We start from the raw sequence: 18,534 nt of genomic DNA on the forward strand, positions 1-18,534 counted from the left end.
CACTAACAAAATATTTGATTTCTAAAGTTATTTAGTGTAAAATAAAAACATTGGCTCAAGCCTATTTAAAATTGAATATCGTTTTACTTGTTTATGTCGTGAATTGGCGCGACGTTTCTACAAGGTGCCGGAACACCTAACAATAAGTAAGTTATCTTGGAGGTATGGTCGTTTTTGCCATACCTATTTTGGGGACTTACTTAGAGATTAAGTAGGTCCTTTTTGAATATTTTTAATATTTCCCTTAATTAGTGCGGACGGGAGCAACTTCCTTTGGAATTTCATCCCTAATTTTTGAGCCAAAAGTCTCAAAAATTCCGTCATAGACAATAACAAACTTATTGTCTATGATACCACTACAACGGGAAATATTTGATAAGACTCGCTTCGCTCGTACTAGTTTTATCAAATATATAGTACTAGCAAACTGGATCACCATAGAAACATTTAACCAACAAGTAAACTGGCTTTTAGACTTTAGGAGGTCTTATGAAATTATTAGAAGAGCGCATCCTCAAGGATGGGCATATCTTGGGTGATAACATCCTCAAGGTAGATTCCTTTTTAACCCACCAAGTTGACTTTAGCTTGATGAGAGAGATCGGTAAGGTCTTTGCGGAAAAATTTGCTTCTGCTGGCATTACCAAAGTCGTGACCATTGAAGCGTCGGGTATTGCCCCAGCCGTTTTTACAGCTGAAGCCTTAAACGTTCCCATGATTTTCGCCAAAAAAGCTAAGAACATCACTATGAACGAAGGAATCTTAACTGCCGAAGTTTACTCCTTTACCAAGCAGGTGACTAGCACCGTTTCTATCGCTGGAAAATTCCTCTCACCAGAAGACAAGGTTTTGATTATCGACGACTTCCTTGCTAACGGCCAAGCTGCCAAAGGCTTGATTCAAATCATCGAACAGGCTGGAGCAACAGTTGAAGCTATCGGTATTGTGATTGAAAAATCCTTCCAAGATGGACGTGATTTGCTTGAAAAAGCAGGCTACCCTGTTCTATCACTCGCTCGTTTGGATCGTTTTGAAAATGGTCAAGTCGTATTTAAGGAGGCAGATCTCTAATGCAAACTCAAGAAAAACACTCGCAAGCAGCCGTTCTTGGCTTGCAGCACTTACTAGCTATGTACTCAGGATCCATCCTGGTTCCCATCATGATTGCGACAGCCCTTGGCTATTCGGCTGAGCAGTTAACCTACCTGATTTCTACAGATATCTTCATGTGTGGGGTGGCAACCTTCCTCCAACTCCAACTCAACAAATACTTTGGGATTGGACTACCAGTCGTTCTAGGAGTTGCTTTCCAGTCGGTCGCTCCTTTGATTATGATTGGGCAAAGCCATGGTAGTGGCGCTATGTTTGGTGCCCTTATCGCATCAGGGATTTACGTGGTTCTTGTTTCAGGCATCTTCTCAAAAGTGGCCAATCTCTTCCCATCTATCGTAACAGGATCTGTTATTACCACTATTGGTTTAACCTTGATCCCTGTCGCTATTGGAAATATGGGAAATAACGTTCCAGAGCCAACTGGTCAAAGTCTCTTGCTTGCAGCTATCACTGTTCTGATTATCCTCTTGATTAACATCTTTACTAAAGGATTTATCAAGTCTATCTCTATTTTGATTGGTCTGGTTGTTGGAACTGCCATTGCTGCTAGCATGGGCTTGGTTGATTTCTCTCCTGTTGCGGCAGCACCACTTGTCCATGTCCCAACTCCACTCTACTTTGGAATGCCAACCTTTGAAATCTCATCTATTGTCATGATGTGTATCATCGCAACAGTGTCTATGGTTGAGTCTACTGGTGTTTATCTAGCCTTGTCTGATATCACAAAGGATCCAATCGACAGCACACGCCTGCGCAACGGTTACCGCGCAGAAGGTTTGGCCGTACTTCTCGGAGGAATCTTTAACACCTTCCCTTACACAGGATTTTCACAAAACGTTGGTTTGGTTAAATTATCAGGTATCAAGACTCGCCTGCCAATCTACTACGCAGCTGGTTTCCTGGTTCTCCTTGGACTCCTTCCTAAGTTTGGTGCCCTTGCCCAAATCATTCCGAGCCCTGTCCTCGGTGGTGCCATGCTGGTGATGTTTGGTTTTGTATCTATTCAAGGGATGCAAATCCTCGCTCGTGTTGACTTTGCTAACAATGAACATAACTTCCTTATCGCAGCAGTCTCAATCGCTGCAGGTGTCGGTCTAAATAACAGTAATCTCTTCATCAGCATGCCGACAGCCTTCCAAATGTTCTTCTCAAACGGAATCGTCGTAGCCAGCCTACTCGCCATTGTCCTCAATGCGGTACTAAATCATAAAAAGAAATAAGAAAAAGAGGTGTGAGCCTCTTTTTTTTGTATATAGCTAATGAACAATCATTGTAAGAATAATTCAGCTAAAAATCCTTCTCTCAACATCTCTAAGTTAAATACATTAGTAATATGACTAAATGCTTCTGCCAACGGTAAATGCGCGGTTAACCATCCTTGCCCATCAGTAACCCATACAAATTCAACATCATCATCTGATGTTACAACAAATTGACTAAGTTCTGTAAATTCTCCTGCTACGGATTTTAATTTACTACCGCCTCCACCATAGTAATTTGTTTCAAGCAGCCAAACTTTATGTTTTTCTTTAGAATAAACTGCAACATCAAACCGTCTTTCAGATTTATCTACAGGTACTTCAATTCCCCACTCATTCTTAATAAATTTAGCTGTTGCTTGAGCTTGCCACTCTAATTTTTGCTCCTTAGAAATTCTTGAAACATATCTTTCTAAAATTCCTTCCATAGTTTTACCACTTCGGTTTTTACGAGCATTACTATCTAATCCAGTCTCAACTCCATAAACATAATCAACTAATGAACGATTAGCATGTCGTTGTAAAAACTTTAACAAACCAGATTTCTCAATAAATTTCATGTAATCATCTATTCTGCTAGCATCTATCGTTTTAAAATTCAATTGCTCAAAAGACATATTATCGTCATTATCTATTGTCAGAATATCCAAAACTTTATCTCGACTTGCGATTAGGCTCGGAATTGCTTTTAACAAATTAGGTTGTTTAGTGAATAAACGTAGAGCTTCTGAATAAATATCATCTTTACCAATTAAGTAGTTCAAAGTATTCAAATCTAGTTCATACTTCTTTGTCTCACGGTCAACTTTCTTCCAATTCACATAGTACTCAGGAGTACGATTGGTTACTGAAAGAGTATTTAAAAATTGTTTTAATCGGTCTTCATTTGAAAGATATATATATTTTTGTAACTTCATTACCGGCACTCCTTACACCAAGATTGATTTCTAATATTATCATTCCCCATATTACGGTATCCAAAATCATCAATCGACTTTTCTTCACCACAATGAGGACATTTTCTTGTTACAGTACCATTGTTATAACCATCTGCGTTAATTGTAATCCTTACCATTAATATAATCTCCTTTAACAATAATTTTTGTTATTATCCAATTCAATGCGGTCTTCCTCAATTTCATTTGTAAAATACCATTCCTTTAATTCCTTCTTAGGAATAAATTGAGCTCCGTTGTTAAATGCATTTGATTTAACCAATCTTTTTAATTCTTTTTCGTTATCAAATAAAACTTCTACATACCTGCCAAAGCAATGCTCACGTCCTTTATAATTCTTAGAGCCAATAATTTTAGGGTAGTTTAATTCTTCAATGACAGCAATATAACTAATTATATTAATCAATTCCTGAAAAGTATACTTTCCTATGCTATCTAATTCAAGTAATACTATATTTAGAGAGTTTATACCTTTCTCTATAACTTCATAATTCAAGTTATTAATTCTTTCTTCTGATATTTTCCTCAATTTTCCATTATATATAAAATATTCTTTAAAAAAAATATCAATACTTGTTAAAGGGTGTTTTGCTATAGTTTTCAAAAATATATAAATAATGTTCTTTACTAAATTTACTTCATTTTTTGTTTTTAGACACTTTCTTATAATTTCTTGACAAATTGTTTCAAATTTAACATCTTCACTCCGATACTGAACTAAACAATCATATGATGTTCTCTTCAAGCGATTTTTTGTTTTCACATCTATAGCTTTAAAACCATAAAATTTTAAAATAATACCTTGCGGCGTCTCTATAAATTTTGATTTTGGTAGTTCCCCATTTTGAATAGCTTCTGTGAAGCCCTCTTCATCTAATTTTTGTATTAAATCAATCCCAAATTCCTTATATGTAGCATATTCACCTGTTTGAAGCATAAGATTCTATCTCAATTCTTTGTTTTGCTATTTTCAAATATTCTTTTTCAGCATCGATACCTATAAATCTTCTACCTAATCGCTTCGCAACAACACCCGTAGTGCCACTACCAACAAATGGGTCTAGAATATAGTCACCCTCTTTAGTAGAGGCTAAAATAATGCGTTCTAACAAATACTCTGGTTTTTGAGTTGGATGTTTCCCAGCCCATTTTTCAACTTTCTTTGTTAAAGATCCGGTCCAGACATCTTTCATTTGTTTTCCATCATTCAATTCTTTCATTAAATCATAATTGTAGTAATGACGAGCTTTTTTATCATTTTTTCTGGCCCATAAAATGGTTTCAGTAGAATGGGTAAAATAACGACAAGATAAATTGGGGGCAGGGTTTGTTTTCTGCCAAGTAATATTATTCAGAATTTTAAAACCTTCTTGCTCTAATGCCATTCCAACTGAGTATATGTTGTGCAAACTACCTGAAATCCATATCGTCCCATTAGGCTTCAGAACTTCTTTTGCTAGGCGAATCCATTTGCGATTAAACTCATGTTTTTCTTCGAATGAAGAAATTTTATCCCAATCTCCTTTATCAACAGAAACAACTTGTCCCCCAGAGTTAGATATTCCACCATTACTTAAAAAATAAGGTGGATCAGCAAAAATCATATCCATACTTTCTGGTTTCATTTTTGATAAGAACTTGAACGTATCTGAGTGAACAAGAATCATCTTATTTTTATTGTAGTATGGTTTTGTCATAAGAACACCTCCATACTTATATTCGTTATTTTTCATAATTTGTGACTATAATTTCAGAAATTTTTCCTCGACTTGAAGATTTTGCTCCATTAGTTCTGGTAGCTTCAACATAATGGATATTAAAATCATTATACAACTCCTCTACTAACGCACTAGAAGAATTTGATAACATAACATAAGCTCCTGTATCACTCAATCTCTTAAAGGTATCTCTTAATCTTACTTGATCTGCATAAGAAAACCCCTCATGAGTGTAGGAAGTAAAGGCACTTGTCTCTGACAATGGAATATACGGGGGATCAAAATATACAAAATCCCCTGGCTGAACATCTAAAACAGCCTTTTCAAAATCTCCCGTTTTAATTTCTAGTTGATTGTTATTTAGGTATACTGAAATAGCAGATATCAATTCCTCATCAACAATTTTAGGATTCTTATAACGTCCATATGGAACATTAAATTGGTTCTTAGAATTCACACGATATAGACCATTAAAATCCACTCTCAACATATATAGAATACGTGCAGCTCTTTGTACTTCGGACATCATATCTATTCTTTCATCACGATCTGCAGAACGTAAATCTAAATAATATTCTTTTGAATTATATTCCTGATGAACTTTCAAAATTTCAATCAATTCTTGAGGATTGTCCTTAATTTGTTGATAGCAATTTATTAGTTCAGCGTTAAAATCATTAATAACTGCATCTTTAGGAGCTAAATCAAAAAATAAAGCTCCACCTCCAACAAAAGGTTCGAAATACCTGTTATAAGTTTTAGGCATTAATTCTCTAATAACAGGCAATAATTGTCTTTTACCACCTGTCCATTTCGTAAACGGTTGTAAAGTAACTTCCTTTATTTCTTTTATCTTCATGCTTTTAATTATACCATAGAAATTAAAACACAACTCTTGTATTTTCTACCACATGACTAAATTTTCTATTTTAGAATTAAATCATATCAATATCAAAAAATGAGTAAGGCAAATTTTATAAATTCCAAAATTCACCTCACTCTATTAAATTACTTTTTATATCCTTACCTGTCTGTCTTCTGACCGATGGCCTGTAACAAACATGGTAAAGGTTGCTTTACAGACATTTCTGCCTTCTTGATTGGTGATATCGACATCCACGACGCAAGTTGTGCGTCCTTGGTGGACACATTCTCCTTTAATGGTCAGCACATCGTCGAGTTTTCCTGCTTTGAGGTAGTTGATAGAAGACTGGAGCGTCACTCCATCAAGCCCCAGAGATATGACCACCAAACCACTGATCTGGTCGCAAAGGGTAAAGAGATAGCCACCATGGGCATTGCCATAGTAGTTGAGAGACGAGTCCACTACTTTGGTCGTCACCACAACGTGACCATCTCTCATTTGTTCAATTTCGTAATTTTCAAAGGCAGATATAGCGTCAAAATGAAAGTCTTTCATCATTTCCTCCTGATATTTCAAACGACACTATGATACTACTTTTTATAGAACTGTGCAAGGAGAAAGCACCTAGTCTGGCAAAATTCCGACCCGCTCCACAAAGCGCATAAAGGCTGCCTGTCCTTGTTCTGTCTGCTTGTAGACTCCTGCGTCCTCAAGTACACGCGCAAAGATAGCACCAACAGAGTCCTTGACGATTTCAAGGGCTTTTTCTTTATCTGTTAGGTCTGGATATTGAGCTCTAAGTTGGTCTGCCCATTCCTGATGATAATCGGCAACTGTAACAGCTTCTCCTACAAGATAGCTAGCGACTTGCTCCACTTCTTCTTTCAGACGTGGTGGCAAGATTGCCAAGCCCATGACCTCAATCAAGCCGATATTTTCCTTCTTGATATGTTGGACATCCTTATGGGGATGATAGATGCCATCAGGATATTCTGCAGAAGTCTGATTGTCCCGCAAGACCAAGTCCAACTCAAATTGTCCATCGCGTTTACGGGCAATGGGTGTAATGGTGTGATGCGGTATCCCGTCTGTTTCTGCCAAAATCTGCACTGCAGGATCTGAATACTGGCGCCATTCCTGCAAAATCTTATCAGCCAAGTTGATCAAATCTTCTTTGGAATTCGAAGTCAAACGCAACACTGACATTGGCCACTTGACAATTCCAGCCTTAACCTGCTCAAAACCAGCAAATCGGAAGGTCTTTTGCAAAGGAGCCAATTCCATCGGAAATACGTGTCGGCCTCCCTGATAGTGATCATGAGTTAGAATAGAGCCCCCCACAATAGGCAGGTCGGCATTAGAGCCTGCAAAATATCCTGGAAACTGCTCTACGATAGCCAACAAACGTTCAAAACTCTGACGACTAATGGCCATGGGTCGATGCTGACCATCTAAGAAAATACAGTGCTCATTAAAATAAGCATAAGGCGAATACTGGAAACCCCACTCCTGACTAGCCATTTCAAAACGGATAATACGGTGGTTACTGCGAGCTGGGTGGTTAACTCGACCATGGTAGCCCTCATTCTCTAGACAAAGCTGACACTGGGGGTAATTGCTAGCTTGCACCAACTTGGCTGCCGCAATCTCTTTGGGATCCTTTTCAGGCTTAGAGAGGTTGATGGTAATTTCAAGTTCACCGTAATCAGATGGAACACGGTAAGCAATGTTCTTAGCAATGGCCTTGAGTTTGATGTAATCATTCTTCTGACTGAGTTGGTAAAAATCCTCTATCGCTTGCTCAGGAGAGTGGGCATAGGTTTCCCAAAAGTCACGATTAACCTGACTCGGACAAGGAGTCACCAAGTCCATCAGTTCAGCACCAAGAATTTCACGCACAGTCTGACTATCCTCAATCGTCTCTAATCGAACGGCTTCCTCAACCAACTGATCCTTGAGGTCAATCAATTTATCCAGATTGGTCTCAACTTCCAAAACACCATCTCCCACTCGTGCCAAGACACGATTGGTCAGGTAGATTCGATCCATTTCCTCAAATGTACTTTCTGCAATGACATGTGTCACAAATTTATCTACTAAGGTCACTATAGAGCCTCCTTTTGACTAGTCAAGGACGCGAGTGCCACCTGCAACTTCAGCGATATAGAAGCTTGGAGCGTAGCCAACTACTTCCTCGTAGTGTTTGCCTACAGCTTTCTTAAAGGCCTCAACAGTATCTTTTTGAACTAAGGCGATAGCACAGCCGCCAAAACCAGCCCCTGTCATACGAGCACCGAGAACGCCTTCTTGTCCCCAAGCTGTGTGAACAAGAGTATCCAATTCCAATCCAGTCACTTCATAGTCATGCTCTAGGGAAACGTGTGACGCATTCATCAAACGACCAAATGTTTCCAAATCTCCTGCTTGAAGGGCTGCTTGAGCTTTAAGGGTACGTTGGTTTTCAAGCACAGCATGGCGAGCACGTTTCAAACGATTTTCATCTTTAATCAGATAGCTGTATTGGTCAAAAGCCCACTCGTCTAATTCACCCAAGGTCTGAATATCTAAGGCTATTTGCAATTCTTCCACTGCTTTTTCACACTCAGCACGGCGTTCATTATATTTAGAATCCGCCAATTCACGACGTTTGTTAGTGTTCATGATAACAACGACATTGTCCTTCAAATCAAGTGGCACCAAGTCGTACTCTAAAGTGTTAGTATCTAAGTAAATAGCACGTTGGTCAGCTCCCATACCGATAGCAAACTGGTCCATAATACCAGAATTCACTCCGATAAAGTTGTTTTCTGTTTGTTTTCCAATTTTAACCAAATCCAAACGGTCTAGTTTTAAATCAAAGAGATGCTCTGCCACTACCCCTGTCAAGAGTTCCAAGGATGCTGAAGAAGACAAACCAGCACCATTTGGGATATTCCCATAAACATAAAAATCAAAACCTTTATCAATCACGTGCCCAGCTTCTTGCAAGAAATGAAGAACCCCTTTTGGATAGTTAGTCCAGCTGTGCTCTTTTTCAAACTTGAGGTCAGCGAGAGGCACTTCGATAATGCCCTTGTCCTCAAAGTTAGCTGAGTAGAAACGCAAGACTTGGTCATCACGTTTGCGAGCAGCCCCATAAGTTCCTAAGGAAATGGCTGCTGGAAATACATGTCCACCATTATAGTCTGTGTGCTCACCAATCAAGTTGATACGACCTGGTGAAAAAAAAGTTTGGTCTGCTTCTTGACCAAAAACGGCAAGAAAGTCTTTGCGAAGAGCTTCAGCAGTAAGATGTTGTGTCATATGATTTCTCCTTTTACTGTCCGTTAAGTCACCTTAACGTGTAATCGTTTTCTTCTATTGTATCCAAGGGATTTCCCAAGGTCAATCCTTTTTACTAAAATTTTACTAAACTATCAGTAAAATACAGAAAAATATGATATACTAACCTAAAAGGAGGAGGATTTATGGCTACCTTAAAAGACATTGCACAGCTAGCCTCTGTCTCTATCGCGACCGTATCCCGCGTCCTCAATCGCGACCAGAGCCTATCTGTTACAGAAGAAACCAGACACCGTATTTTAACCGTTGCTGAAGAGTTGGGCTACACTAAGCACCTCAAGACAGGCGAGTCCCACAAGCCCAAGCAAAAGATTGCCATTATCCAATGGATCAGCGAACAAGGGGAGCTAGACGATCTCTACTACTACCAGATTCGCCTAGGCATAGAAAAAAGAGCCCAAGAACTGGACTATGATATTTTACGCTATTTTAATGACCATCCTTTTACACTGAGCGAGGAAGTCATCGGGATTCTCTGCATCGGAAAGTTTAGTCGAGCTCAGATCTCTGCCTTTGAAGAATACCAAAAGCCTCTTGTCTTTCTAGACAGTGATACTCTTTCACTAGGACATACCTGCATTATCACGGACTTTTACACTGCCATGAAACAGGTTGTCGATTATTTCCTCAGTCAAGGGATGGACCGTATCGGGATTCTAACAGGGCTTGAGGAAACAACAGACCAAGAAGAAATCATTGAGGATAAGCGGCTGGAAAATTTCAGAAACTACAGTCAAACAAAAGGAATCTATCATGATGAACTGGTCTTTCAAGGAAGCTTTACTGCCCAGTCTGGCTATGACTTAATGAAGGAGGCTATTCAGAACTTAGGAGACCAACTCCCACCAGCCTTTTTCGCAGCTAGCGATAGTTTAGCCATCGGTGCCCTCCGTGCGCTCCAAGAAGCTGGAATCAGCCTACCAGACCGCGTCAGCCTCATTTCCTTTAACGACACTAGTCTGACCAAGCAAGTCTATCCTCCCCTCTCCAGCATCACCGTCTATACCGAAGAAATGGGCAGAGCAGGCATGGATATTCTTAATAAGGAAGTACTCCACGGTCGCAAAATCCCTAGCCTAACCATGTTGGGAACCAGACTGACTCTGAGAGAAAGTACAAGGAATGAATAGGATAACAAAACGACCTCTAGCGAGGTCGCTTTTCTAATGATGATGCCCATGCTTCTGCTCTAATTCTCTCACCCTCCGCTTATGTTGCGCATGATTGCTTTGACTGCTATCTACTTCAATAGTGATATTCTGCACGCCTCTTTCTTCTAAACATTGACGCACCACTTCTTTGGTTTCCATCATCTGTTCCCAGTCCTTGATACAAATGTGAACAATAGCATTATTCTCTAGACCATCCATGGACCAAATGCTAAGTTGATTGACACTGTTGACATTGGGTAGAGCCTCTAAATCCTTCTCCAAATCACTTGTCTCGACTCCTTCTGGCACAGCATCTAGGAAAATTTTCAGTGCGCTCCAAAAGCGAGGAATGGCTTTCGACAGAATAAAGATAGAAATAACTAGTGATAAAAGCGGATCGAGGATATACCAGTCCGTAAATCGAAGAATAATCGCCATTAGAATGACGGCCAACCAACCAAGAGTGTCTTCCAAAAAATGCAGGCTAAGAATTGACTCGTTCTTTGTTTTCCCCTTACGAACTACCAGACTTGCTAGCACATTAATGGCTACTGCAATGATTCCCAGCCAGAGGATGCCTTCCTCATTGACGGGTTGCGGGTGAACAATCTTTGTGACATTTTCCAAGATCACTAGGACAGACCCTATCATAAGAATCACAGCCGTTAGCATGGCTCCTAAAAGACTAAAACGTTTGTAACCCAAGGTGTACTGTCTATCTTCTTCACGGTTTGAAATTGTTTCTAAAAGGGCTGAGATGCCAATGGCTATAGCATCTCCCAAGTCATGAACGGAATCAGCAAGAACTGCACTCGAACCAAAGATTCCTCCTGCGATAAACTCAACAATCGCATAGCTTAAATTTAAGAAAAAAGCTAACCAGATAGATGTTTTAGAACTCATTTCTCTCCCTCCTTTGGTATAATGGGTATATACATACTTCTTTCATTTGTATTATCTAATAAAATTCAAAGAAAGGATAGAAGCAAACTGTCAGCCATGTTCAGTTCTGAACAGTTTGTCTCAAGTGTCTACATGCCAAAAAGAGACCGTCGAGTCAGCAAGACGAAAAAAGCCATCTATCAAGCTTTTTTACAACTTTTGAACGACAAAGGCTATGATGCCACTACTGTTCAGGATATCATTGACCTAGCAGATGTTGGGCGTTCTACTTTTTACTGTCACTATGAAAGCAAAGAACTCCTTTTAGATGAGCTCTGTCGCTACCTCTTTCATCATCTCTTTGAAAGGGAAGGACACTTTACTACCGAGGACTACCTCGCACATATCTTTTTACATTTTCAGAAAAACCAGGACCATGTTACCAGTCTGCTATTTTCCAAAAATGACTACTTCCTCCGTCAACTCCATAAAGAGCTAGAACACCATGTCTATCCCATGTTGGCTGATGAGTTAAAAGAAGCCCACACTAATCTGCCTACTTCTTACCTCCAACACTTGGTCGTGTCCAACTTTATCGAGACATTGACCTGGTGGCTCAAAAAAGGACAAGACTTTACATACCAGGAAGTTGTCCAGTTTTATCTAGACCTTCTCATTCCTAAAAATTGAATACAGAGTAGAGCTCAGTTGCCTTATTTCTAGGCTACTGAGTTTTCATCTTTTCAACAATCAAAAAAGCCCAGACAACATTGTCTGAGCAGTTTTCTATATGGTCGTTTAACAAAGTTGAGTTTGACATTTTCAAACTATTTCTTCAACAAACCTTGTTCTTGTAGAAACTCCTTGGCTACTTGTTCTGCTGACTTGCCTTCAACACCGACTTGGTAGTTGAGCTGGCTCATCTGGCTTTCAGTAATTTTACCAGCCAATTTATTGAGAACTGTTTCCAACTCTGGATGTTTCTTGAGAAGAACTTCTTTCATGAGTGGAGCCCCTTGATAAGGTGGGAAGAGTTGCTTGTCATCTTCCAATACCTGTAAATCATAACGTGCCAATTCCGCATCGGTCGAATAGGCGTCCGTGATTTGAATATCACCTGACTGAATAGCCTGATAGCGAAGGGCTGGTTCCATGGTCGCTACATTGAGATTGAGACCATACATTGATTGCAAGCCCTTATTGCCATCTTCACGGTCATTAAACTCGAGAGTAAATCCAGCCTTCAACTGCCCTTCCACTTTTTTCAAGTCCGAAATGGTCTTCAAGCCATATTCTTGAGCAATCTTTTTCGGAACAGCTACAGCATAGGTATTTTGATAAGACATAGGTTTGAGATAGGATAGATGATCCTGTTTGGCAATGCCATCACGCGCTACCTGATAAACCTGATCTGGCTCATGACCCACTTTCGGTGATGGTTGCAGCAAACTTTCAGTCACCGTACCAGTAAATTCAGGATAGATGTCAATATCGCCTTTTTTCAGAGCTTCATAGAGAAAGCTTGTTTTCCCAAAATTCGGTTTAACAGTCGCAGTCATGCTGGTATTTTCTTCAATCAGTAACTTATACATATTAGCCAAAATTTCTGGTTCCGGTCCCAATTTTCCAGCAATGATCAGGTTCTCTTTCTCTTTTTGAGCCAAAAGAGCTGGACTATAAGACAAACCGAGCAATATTGTCACCAAGGCAAAACCAGAAAAAATCGTTCGCAATTTTGCTTTTTCCATCACTTTTAGTAAGAAGTTAAAGACAATAGCCAGCACTGCTGAAGAAAGTGCCCCAATCAAAATCAGACTGGCATTATTACGGTCAATTCCCAAAAGGATAAAGGAACCCAGTCCCCCTGCACCAATCAAGGCCGCCAAGGTTGCCGTGCCGATAATCAAGACCGCTGCCGTCCGAATCCCAGACATCATAACAGGCATAGCAAGTGGAATTTCAAACTTCTTGAGACGCTCCCACCTAGTCATCCCAAAGGCAATCCCAGCCTCTTGTAGACTTGGATCAATTCCCTTGAGTCCAGTGATGGTATTTTGTAAAATCGGAAAGATCGCATAAATCACTAGAGCTGTCAAAGCAGGCAAGATTCCAATTCCCATCAAGGGGATAAAGAGTCCTAACAAGGCCAGAGACGGGATGGTCTGGAAAATCCCTGCAATCTGTAAGACCCAATCCGCCAACTTCTCATGATAGCGAAGATAAACAGCCAAGGGAATCGCTATAAAAATGGCCAGTAACAAGGTCAAAAGTGACAACTGCAAATGTTGAGATAGAGCTGTCAACCAATCACTAAAACGATCCTGAAAAGTTGCAATTAAATTAGTCATGAACACTACCTCCAAACAAGTCTGCTACAAATTCTGTGGCAGGAGCTTTTAAAATCGTCTCGGGATTCGCCACCTGGCGAATCTCTCCATCCTGCAAGACAGCAATACGGTCCGCCAATTTCAAGGCTTCATCCGTATCATGGGTTACAAAAATCGTTGTCATCCCAAACTCTTTATGCAATTCTTTTGTCAGAACTTGCAACTGTTTTCTCGAAATAGCATCAAGAGCCGAAAAAGGCTCATCCATGAGGAGAATCTTAGGCTGACCAATCATAGCCCGTACAATTCCAACCCGTTGCTGTTCTCCACCAGATAATTCACTCGGAAGTCGATGCCCATACTCAGCTAGTGGCAAGCCAACCTTGGCCAAAAGCTCTTCAGTTTTCTGAGCAATTTTTTCCTTAGTCCATCCCTTCATCTCAGGAATCAGGGCAATATTTTCCGCGACCGTTAGATTGGGAAAGAGAGCAATGGCCTGTAAAACATAGCCAGTAGAAAGACGAAGTTCACGCTCATCATAATCTTTGATACGCTTGCCATCCATATAAATATTTCCATCAGTAGGTTCCAAGAGACGGTTAATTATCTTAATCATGGTTGTCTTACCGGACCCAGATGGCCCAACTAAAACCATAAACTCGCCATTCTCAATTCGTAAATTGACATCTCTCAAGATATCTTTTTCTGTGTAGCGTAAAGCTACATTTTTGTATTCAATCATTCTGTATCCTCAATTTAAAACTTCCCTCGATTGGTCAAGTCTTCTACCTTAGGCATGACTTCTTTATTGTCCCAATGCTCCACAATTTTCCCGTTTTCTAGACGGAAGATATCATACTGGGCATAGGCAACTCCACCAATCTGAGTCTGACCATAGCTAACCACATAGTTTCCTTGTCCTAAGAGTTTAAAAACAAAGTCAAAAGTGGTCTTTACTTATAAACAGCTAATTTGCTCCATTTTAAACCTCATTTTCCTCCTCTTTCAGATTAGCCAAAATTCTTTCTTGAAAGGCTTCAAACTGACGAATTTCTTCCTCGGTGAATCCTTTATAAAAGATCGTATCCAATTTCTGACTGACACGATGCCCCACTTCTTTCTGAGACTGCCCCAACTCTGTTAAAACCAAATACTTCTTACGCTTATCTTCTCCACATGGACTAATAGTTACAAGATTTTGTTCCTCTAGCTTTTTAATCATCGTCGTCAGTGTATTGTTAGCAAGCCCAGTCGCAAGCGCAATATCTGTCGCAGTTGCGCAACCAGTTTTACTATTCCATAAAACCGCTAAAATCTTCCCCTGTTCACTCCGATAAAGAGCTTCAGGATCCCGACTAAGTAACTTTTGAAAAATCCGCCCATTCAACAAACGAATATGAAGGGCTACCAAATGACTATCTTTCATGACACCTCCAATTTATTTCTATATCGAAATGAATAAAGTAATTGTAACACTCGTCGTTCCATCTGTCAACTATTTCGATTTAGAAATAATTTTTCCCAGTAAAAAAATCTCCTACTCAAGGTAGAAGATTTCAATCTTATAAACTTAATCCGTCATGTCCGATACCAAAGTTCGACGTTCCAATGGAATGCTGCACATAACTAGCAAGAAAATGAAACCTGACTGAATCCAGAAGAGGGCCAAGTCAAAGATTCCATGCACAGCAACCACTGTAAGGAAAGACAGATAAAGGCCGATAATCGGACGTTTCCCCGACTCCTGACTCATATCCATCATCAATCGAACAGGAGCAACAGAAGACAAAACTAGTAAAATAGTCCCCACAATTCCGTAACTCAGTATCGTATCAATATAAAGACTGTGAGCATGTTCATGATAAGGAGCATTTATTCTAGGATAAGAATGCATGTAGGTCAATGGCCCCTCACCCCAAAAAGGATTTTGCTTAAACAAGGCCATCCCAGCATCCCAGATAGAAATCCGTTCTTCCATAGAAGAGTCTAAAGTCCCCATCCGAACTCCCAAATCACTGGAAAAGAGGAAGCTCAAGCCAATCGCAAAGACCCCAATACTAAGCCAAAAGGCCTTCCAGTTTTTAATGATCGTAAAGAGATAGATAATGGCTCCAGCGATAATAGCAGGAAAGGCAGTTCGATTTTGCGTAAAGTTCAAACCAAAGAGATTCACAAAGCCTGCAATCACACAGAATACTTTCAACCAATTCAACTTGGTCGTTGTAAACAGATAGAAGGCAATCATGATACAGAAACAACAAATAATTCCATAATAATTAGGATTAAAGAAGGTCACTTCTGCACGATTCTGATGCCACACCTGCATATTGGGTGAAAGAAAAGCATAGTTAAATTTCTTCACAATTTGGAAATGTTCTAAACTAGCAAAAGCAGCAGACAAGACACTACCAAACAAGACGAGCTGCAAAATCAATCGAAAGAATTTATGTGATAAAATCGACTGATAGTGCAAAAAGAAAACAGTAAATAGAAAAATTCCTACTGAAGCCACAAGACCCATCCAATTTTGAGCAAAAGTGGATATAACAGTACTATAGCCAAGAAAAAGAAGCAGCATCGGATGCTCCCCCATTTTCTGAAGAATACTTTTCATGTCTCCTGTGAAAATTAAACTGATAATATATAAACAGAATACAACTACAAAAAGATAAAAGGGTAAAAAGATACTCAGGATAATTCCCAATAAAATCAGCTCTTTACTAGACAACCCTTTCAGCTTTTCAATAAAGCCTATTGATTTCAAAATGAATCCTTTCTCTCCAAATCAGTTGATTCAGATAATAGTAAGCTACCCTTTATTGTACCACTTTTTTAGCAATTTGAAAACAAAGGAAACGTTTACTAGGTAAAAAAGGGCGCAAAAATACTTATATTTCAAAACTCAAACTTAATGACTAGATTTACTATAAGAAAATCATACCGTAAAGACTAGGTATATGTTAAAATAGTAGTAATATAATAAGGTTTTGACCAATTATCCAAACTATATTTAAATCATTTACAATTTCTAAAGAAAGGAAACACTATGAAATCCTACCAAGCCGTCTACCAAATTCTAGCTAAAGAAACCGATTATATCAGCGGAGAAAAAATTGCAGAAGAACTATCACTGACTCGAACATCAATTTGGAAAGCCATCAAGCGTTTAGAACAAGAAGGCATTGAAATTGATAGTATCAAAAACAAAGGCTATAAACTGGTGAATGGAGACCTTATTCTTCCAGAACTTCTAGAACAAAATCTTCCAATTAAAATCAGTTTTAAACCCGAAACAAGATCAACACAACTCGATGCAAAAGAAGCAATTGATTTAAGAAATGAAGCAAACACCCTCTATCTAGCTTCCTATCAAACAGCTGGCCGAGGCCGTTTTCAACGTTCTTTCTACTCACCCCAAGGTGGCATTTATATGACACTCCATCTTAAACCCAATCTCCCCTATGACCAATTACCATCCTACACACTACTTGTAGCCGGAGCTATCTACAAAGCCATTAAGAACCTAACATTAATAGATGTCGACATAAAATGGGTCAATGATATCTACCTCAAAAATCATAAAATTGGAGGAATCCTCACTGAGGCAATAACATCTGTAGAAACTGGCTTAGTCACAGATATCATTATTGGAGTAGGAATCAACTTTACTATTAAAGACTTCCCTCAAGAATTAAAAGAAAAAGCTGCTAGCTTATTTAATGTACCAGCACCTATTACTAGAAATGAATTAATTATCGAAATATGGCGCACTTTCTTCGAAACACCAGCAGATGAGTTATTATACCTATATAAAAAACAGTCCTTCGTTCTAGGAAAAGAAGTGACTTTTACACTAGATCAAAAAGACTACAAAGGACTTGCTAAAGATATCTCAGAAAATGGCAAACTTTTAGTTCAATGTGATAACGGAAAAGAAATATGGCTTAATAGCGGAGAAATTTCACTCAAGAGTTGGAAGTAGTAATAAACAAGCACAACCATAAAATCAATAATATATAAAGATTTTAGCTTTTCTGCAGCCCACTACAGTTGACAAAGAGCGCAAAAAAACTTCAGATAAGTAATCCAATTAAGTTTTACAAATCTGAAGTTTTTATTCTACAATTCTTAAAAATACAAAAAAAGAGTTATAAACTCTCAATAAAACGGAGAATAAGGGATTCGAACCCTTGCGCCAGTTACCCGACCTAACGATTTAGCAAACCGTCCTCTTCAGCCTCTTGAGTAATTCTCCTATTAATGGGCACGAGTGGACTCGAACCACCGACCTCACGCTTATCAGGCGTGCGCTCTAACCACCTGAGCTACGCGCCCAAGTTAAAAAACTTGGTAATTGAACAAAGTTCAAAGCGGGTGACGAGAATCGAACTCGCGACAACAGCTTGGAAGGCTGTAGTTTTACCACTAAACTACACCCGCATACATACTAATAATAAAAATGGCGCGAGACGGAATCGAACCGCCGACACATGGAGCTTCAATCCATTGCTCTACCAACTGAGCTACCGAGCCTTATTGCGGGAGCAGGATTTGAACCTACGACCTTCGGGTTATGAGCCCGACGAGCTACCGAGCTGCTCCATCCCGCGTTATTACAAAAGGAGGATGTGGGATTCGAACCCACGCACGCTTTTACACGCCTGACGGTTTTCAAGACCGTTCCCTTCAGCCGGACTTGGGTAATCCTCCATACTATTCAAATGGACCTTGTAGGACTTGAACCTACGACCACTCGGTTATGAGCCGAGAGCTCTAACCAGCTGAGCTAAAGGTCCAACAAGATCATTATAGCGGCGAAGGGGATCGAACCCCCGACCTCCCGGGTATGAACCGGACGCTCTAGCCAGCTGAGCTACACCGCCATATATCGGGAAGACAGGATTCGAACCTGCGACACCTT

Annotated in this window: 18 protein-coding genes, 8 tRNA genes, 1 pseudogene and 1 riboswitch; of the genes and pseudogenes, 5 read left to right on the top strand and 22 right to left on the bottom strand. The window is 39.6% G+C overall.

All coding sequences use genetic code 11. From position 1 onward, the window contains the following. Positions 1-67: 67 nt before the first annotated feature. Positions 68-163: riboswitch (purine riboswitch) on the top strand. 326 nt (positions 164-489) lie between these two features. Then, a complete protein-coding gene (locus HMPREF2628_RS08320) occupies positions 490-1,071 on the top strand; it encodes a xanthine phosphoribosyltransferase (protein WP_000770415.1) in 582 nt (193 codons plus the stop codon). Further along, on the top strand, positions 1,071-2,333 hold the full coding sequence (locus HMPREF2628_RS08325; RefSeq protein WP_001194476.1) for a nucleobase:cation symporter-2 family protein: 1,263 nt from the start codon (positions 1,071-1,073) through the stop codon (positions 2,331-2,333). The genes HMPREF2628_RS08320 and HMPREF2628_RS08325 overlap by 1 nt, the downstream gene beginning before the upstream one ends. Positions 2,334-2,380: 47 nt before the next feature. Here HMPREF2628_RS08325 and HMPREF2628_RS08330 read toward each other — a convergent pair whose 3' ends face one another. The 8 genes from HMPREF2628_RS08330 to HMPREF2628_RS08360 form a co-directional block, all read right to left on the bottom strand. Next, positions 2,381-3,289, bottom strand: a complete 909-nt coding sequence (locus HMPREF2628_RS08330; protein ID WP_070842882.1) for a type II restriction endonuclease — start codon at positions 3,287-3,289, stop codon at positions 2,381-2,383. Beyond that, positions 3,289-3,447 carry a hypothetical protein gene (locus HMPREF2628_RS10945; RefSeq protein WP_162837409.1) on the bottom strand — a complete coding sequence of 53 codons (159 nt, stop codon included), beginning with the start codon at positions 3,445-3,447 and terminating at the stop codon, positions 3,289-3,291. Before HMPREF2628_RS10945 ends, HMPREF2628_RS08330 begins: the two co-directional genes overlap by 1 nt. Positions 3,448-3,461: 14 nt before the next feature. Further along, positions 3,462-4,265 carry a hypothetical protein gene (locus HMPREF2628_RS08335; RefSeq protein ID WP_049509737.1) on the bottom strand — a complete coding sequence of 268 codons (804 nt, stop codon included), beginning with the start codon at positions 4,263-4,265 and terminating at the stop codon, positions 3,462-3,464. Then, complete coding sequence (locus HMPREF2628_RS08340; RefSeq protein WP_070842894.1) at positions 4,249-5,025, bottom strand: DNA-methyltransferase; 777 nt, start codon at positions 5,023-5,025, stop codon at positions 4,249-4,251. Before HMPREF2628_RS08340 ends, HMPREF2628_RS08335 begins: the two co-directional genes overlap by 17 nt. Before the next feature lie 25 nt (positions 5,026-5,050). After that, positions 5,051-5,905, bottom strand: a complete 855-nt coding sequence (locus tag HMPREF2628_RS08345) for a DNA adenine methylase (RefSeq protein ID WP_070842883.1) — start codon at positions 5,903-5,905, stop codon at positions 5,051-5,053. Between the two features lie 156 nt (positions 5,906-6,061). After that, positions 6,062-6,466: a PaaI family thioesterase gene (locus HMPREF2628_RS08350; RefSeq protein WP_070842884.1), complete on the bottom strand. Its 405-nt coding sequence runs from the start codon at positions 6,464-6,466 to the stop codon at positions 6,062-6,064. 69 nt (positions 6,467-6,535) lie between these two features. Then, positions 6,536-8,017 (bottom strand): UDP-glucose--hexose-1-phosphate uridylyltransferase, encoded by a 1,482-nt coding sequence (locus HMPREF2628_RS08355; protein WP_070842885.1) that lies wholly within the window; start codon positions 8,015-8,017, stop codon positions 6,536-6,538. 18 nt (positions 8,018-8,035) lie between these two features. Further along, entirely contained in the window at positions 8,036-9,214 is a 1,179-nt protein-coding gene (locus HMPREF2628_RS08360; protein ID WP_070842886.1) for a galactokinase, read from the bottom strand. 164 nt (positions 9,215-9,378) lie between these two features. On the opposite strand from HMPREF2628_RS08360, the gene galR reads away from it, so the two are divergent. Then, positions 9,379-10,383 (top strand): DNA-binding transcriptional regulator GalR, encoded by a 1,005-nt coding sequence (galR, locus tag HMPREF2628_RS08365; protein ID WP_070842887.1) that lies wholly within the window; start codon positions 9,379-9,381, stop codon positions 10,381-10,383. Between the two features lie 33 nt (positions 10,384-10,416). Here the strand turns inward: galR and HMPREF2628_RS08370 are convergent, their stop codons facing one another. After that, complete coding sequence (locus HMPREF2628_RS08370) at positions 10,417-11,307, bottom strand: cation diffusion facilitator family transporter (protein ID WP_000095928.1); 891 nt, start codon at positions 11,305-11,307, stop codon at positions 10,417-10,419. Between the two features lie 132 nt (positions 11,308-11,439). Between HMPREF2628_RS08370 and HMPREF2628_RS08375 the strand changes: the two genes are divergently transcribed. Further along, positions 11,440-11,976, top strand: a complete 537-nt coding sequence (locus HMPREF2628_RS08375) for a TetR/AcrR family transcriptional regulator (protein WP_004235331.1) — start codon at positions 11,440-11,442, stop codon at positions 11,974-11,976. A 137-nt stretch (positions 11,977-12,113) separates the two neighbouring features. Here the strand turns inward: HMPREF2628_RS08375 and HMPREF2628_RS08380 are convergent, their stop codons facing one another. From HMPREF2628_RS08380 to HMPREF2628_RS08395, 5 genes and pseudogenes are all read right to left on the bottom strand, one after another. Beyond that, positions 12,114-13,634 (bottom strand): ABC transporter permease/substrate-binding protein, encoded by a 1,521-nt coding sequence (locus HMPREF2628_RS08380; RefSeq protein WP_070842888.1) that lies wholly within the window; start codon positions 13,632-13,634, stop codon positions 12,114-12,116. Then, complete coding sequence (locus HMPREF2628_RS08385) at positions 13,627-14,355, bottom strand: ATP-binding cassette domain-containing protein (RefSeq protein WP_070842889.1); 729 nt, start codon at positions 14,353-14,355, stop codon at positions 13,627-13,629. Before HMPREF2628_RS08385 ends, HMPREF2628_RS08380 begins: the two co-directional genes overlap by 8 nt. 14 nt (positions 14,356-14,369) lie before the next feature. Further along, a pseudogene (locus HMPREF2628_RS10595) lies at positions 14,370-14,561 on the bottom strand (polyketide cyclase); the annotation flags it as partial. A gap of 34 nt (positions 14,562-14,595) precedes the next feature. Beyond that, positions 14,596-15,039 (bottom strand): MarR family winged helix-turn-helix transcriptional regulator, encoded by a 444-nt coding sequence (locus HMPREF2628_RS08390; protein ID WP_070842890.1) that lies wholly within the window; start codon positions 15,037-15,039, stop codon positions 14,596-14,598. Between the two features lie 144 nt (positions 15,040-15,183). Further along, on the bottom strand, positions 15,184-16,377 hold the full coding sequence (locus tag HMPREF2628_RS08395; protein WP_070842891.1) for an O-antigen ligase family protein: 1,194 nt from the start codon (positions 16,375-16,377) through the stop codon (positions 15,184-15,186). Between the two features lie 282 nt (positions 16,378-16,659). On the opposite strand from HMPREF2628_RS08395, the gene birA reads away from it, so the two are divergent. Further along, positions 16,660-17,595 (top strand): bifunctional biotin--[acetyl-CoA-carboxylase] ligase/biotin operon repressor BirA, encoded by a 936-nt coding sequence (gene birA / locus HMPREF2628_RS08400; protein WP_070842892.1) that lies wholly within the window; start codon positions 16,660-16,662, stop codon positions 17,593-17,595. Positions 17,596-17,780: 185 nt separating this feature from the next. On the opposite strand, the gene HMPREF2628_RS08405 is transcribed toward birA, so the two are convergent. From HMPREF2628_RS08405 to HMPREF2628_RS08440, 8 genes are all read right to left on the bottom strand, one after another. Continuing rightward, a tRNA-Ser gene (locus HMPREF2628_RS08405) sits at positions 17,781-17,868 on the bottom strand. A gap of 6 nt (positions 17,869-17,874) precedes the next feature. Beyond that, a tRNA-Ile gene (locus HMPREF2628_RS08410) sits at positions 17,875-17,948 on the bottom strand. Positions 17,949-17,982: 34 nt separating this feature from the next. Continuing rightward, positions 17,983-18,053: transfer RNA gene (locus HMPREF2628_RS08415), tRNA-Gly, on the bottom strand. 20 nt (positions 18,054-18,073) lie between these two features. Beyond that, positions 18,074-18,146 (bottom strand) — tRNA-Phe (locus HMPREF2628_RS08420). Between the two features lie 3 nt (positions 18,147-18,149). Next, positions 18,150-18,223 (bottom strand) — tRNA-Met (locus HMPREF2628_RS08425). A gap of 10 nt (positions 18,224-18,233) precedes the next feature. Next, positions 18,234-18,323, bottom strand: a tRNA-Ser gene (locus HMPREF2628_RS08430). A 12-nt stretch (positions 18,324-18,335) separates the two neighbouring features. Continuing rightward, positions 18,336-18,409 (bottom strand) — tRNA-Ile (locus HMPREF2628_RS08435). A gap of 13 nt (positions 18,410-18,422) precedes the next feature. Further along, positions 18,423-18,496, bottom strand: a tRNA-Met gene (locus HMPREF2628_RS08440). Between the last annotated feature and the right edge of the window lie 38 nt (positions 18,497-18,534).

This window comes from Streptococcus sp. HMSC063B03, assembly GCF_001836965.1.
GTDB classification, from domain to species: Bacteria; Bacillota; Bacilli; order Lactobacillales; family Streptococcaceae; genus Streptococcus; species Streptococcus pneumoniae_F.

Bases quoted from the DNA above. Each gene is read 5' to 3' on its own strand.
- HMPREF2628_RS08320 (WP_000770415.1), top strand. From the start codon at position 490: ATGAAATTATTAGAAGAGCGCATCCTCAAGGATGGGCATATCTTGGGT.
- HMPREF2628_RS08325 (WP_001194476.1), top strand. From the start codon at position 1,071: ATGCAAACTCAAGAAAAACACTCGCAAGCAGCCGTTCTTGGCTTGCAG.
- HMPREF2628_RS08330 (WP_070842882.1), bottom strand. From the start codon at position 3,289: ATGAAGTTACAAAAATATATATATCTTTCAAATGAAGACCGATTAAAA.
- HMPREF2628_RS10945 (WP_162837409.1), bottom strand. From the start codon at position 3,447: ATGGTAAGGATTACAATTAACGCAGATGGTTATAACAATGGTACTGTA.
- HMPREF2628_RS08335 (WP_049509737.1), bottom strand. From the start codon at position 4,265: ATGCTTCAAACAGGTGAATATGCTACATATAAGGAATTTGGGATTGAT.
- HMPREF2628_RS08340 (WP_070842894.1), bottom strand. From the start codon at position 5,025: ATGACAAAACCATACTACAATAAAAATAAGATGATTCTTGTTCACTCA.
- HMPREF2628_RS08345 (WP_070842883.1), bottom strand. From the start codon at position 5,905: ATGAAGATAAAAGAAATAAAGGAAGTTACTTTACAACCGTTTACGAAA.
- HMPREF2628_RS08350 (WP_070842884.1), bottom strand. From the start codon at position 6,466: ATGAAAGACTTTCATTTTGACGCTATATCTGCCTTTGAAAATTACGAA.
- HMPREF2628_RS08360 (WP_070842886.1), bottom strand. From the start codon at position 9,214: ATGACACAACATCTTACTGCTGAAGCTCTTCGCAAAGACTTTCTTGCC.
- galR (WP_070842887.1), top strand. From the start codon at position 9,379: ATGGCTACCTTAAAAGACATTGCACAGCTAGCCTCTGTCTCTATCGCG.
- HMPREF2628_RS08370 (WP_000095928.1), bottom strand. From the start codon at position 11,307: ATGAGTTCTAAAACATCTATCTGGTTAGCTTTTTTCTTAAATTTAAGC.
- HMPREF2628_RS08375 (WP_004235331.1), top strand. From the start codon at position 11,440: ATGCCAAAAAGAGACCGTCGAGTCAGCAAGACGAAAAAAGCCATCTAT.
- HMPREF2628_RS08380 (WP_070842888.1), bottom strand. From the start codon at position 13,634: ATGACTAATTTAATTGCAACTTTTCAGGATCGTTTTAGTGATTGGTTG.
- HMPREF2628_RS08385 (WP_070842889.1), bottom strand. From the start codon at position 14,355: ATGATTGAATACAAAAATGTAGCTTTACGCTACACAGAAAAAGATATC.
- HMPREF2628_RS08390 (WP_070842890.1), bottom strand. From the start codon at position 15,039: ATGAAAGATAGTCATTTGGTAGCCCTTCATATTCGTTTGTTGAATGGG.
- birA (WP_070842892.1), top strand. From the start codon at position 16,660: ATGAAATCCTACCAAGCCGTCTACCAAATTCTAGCTAAAGAAACCGAT.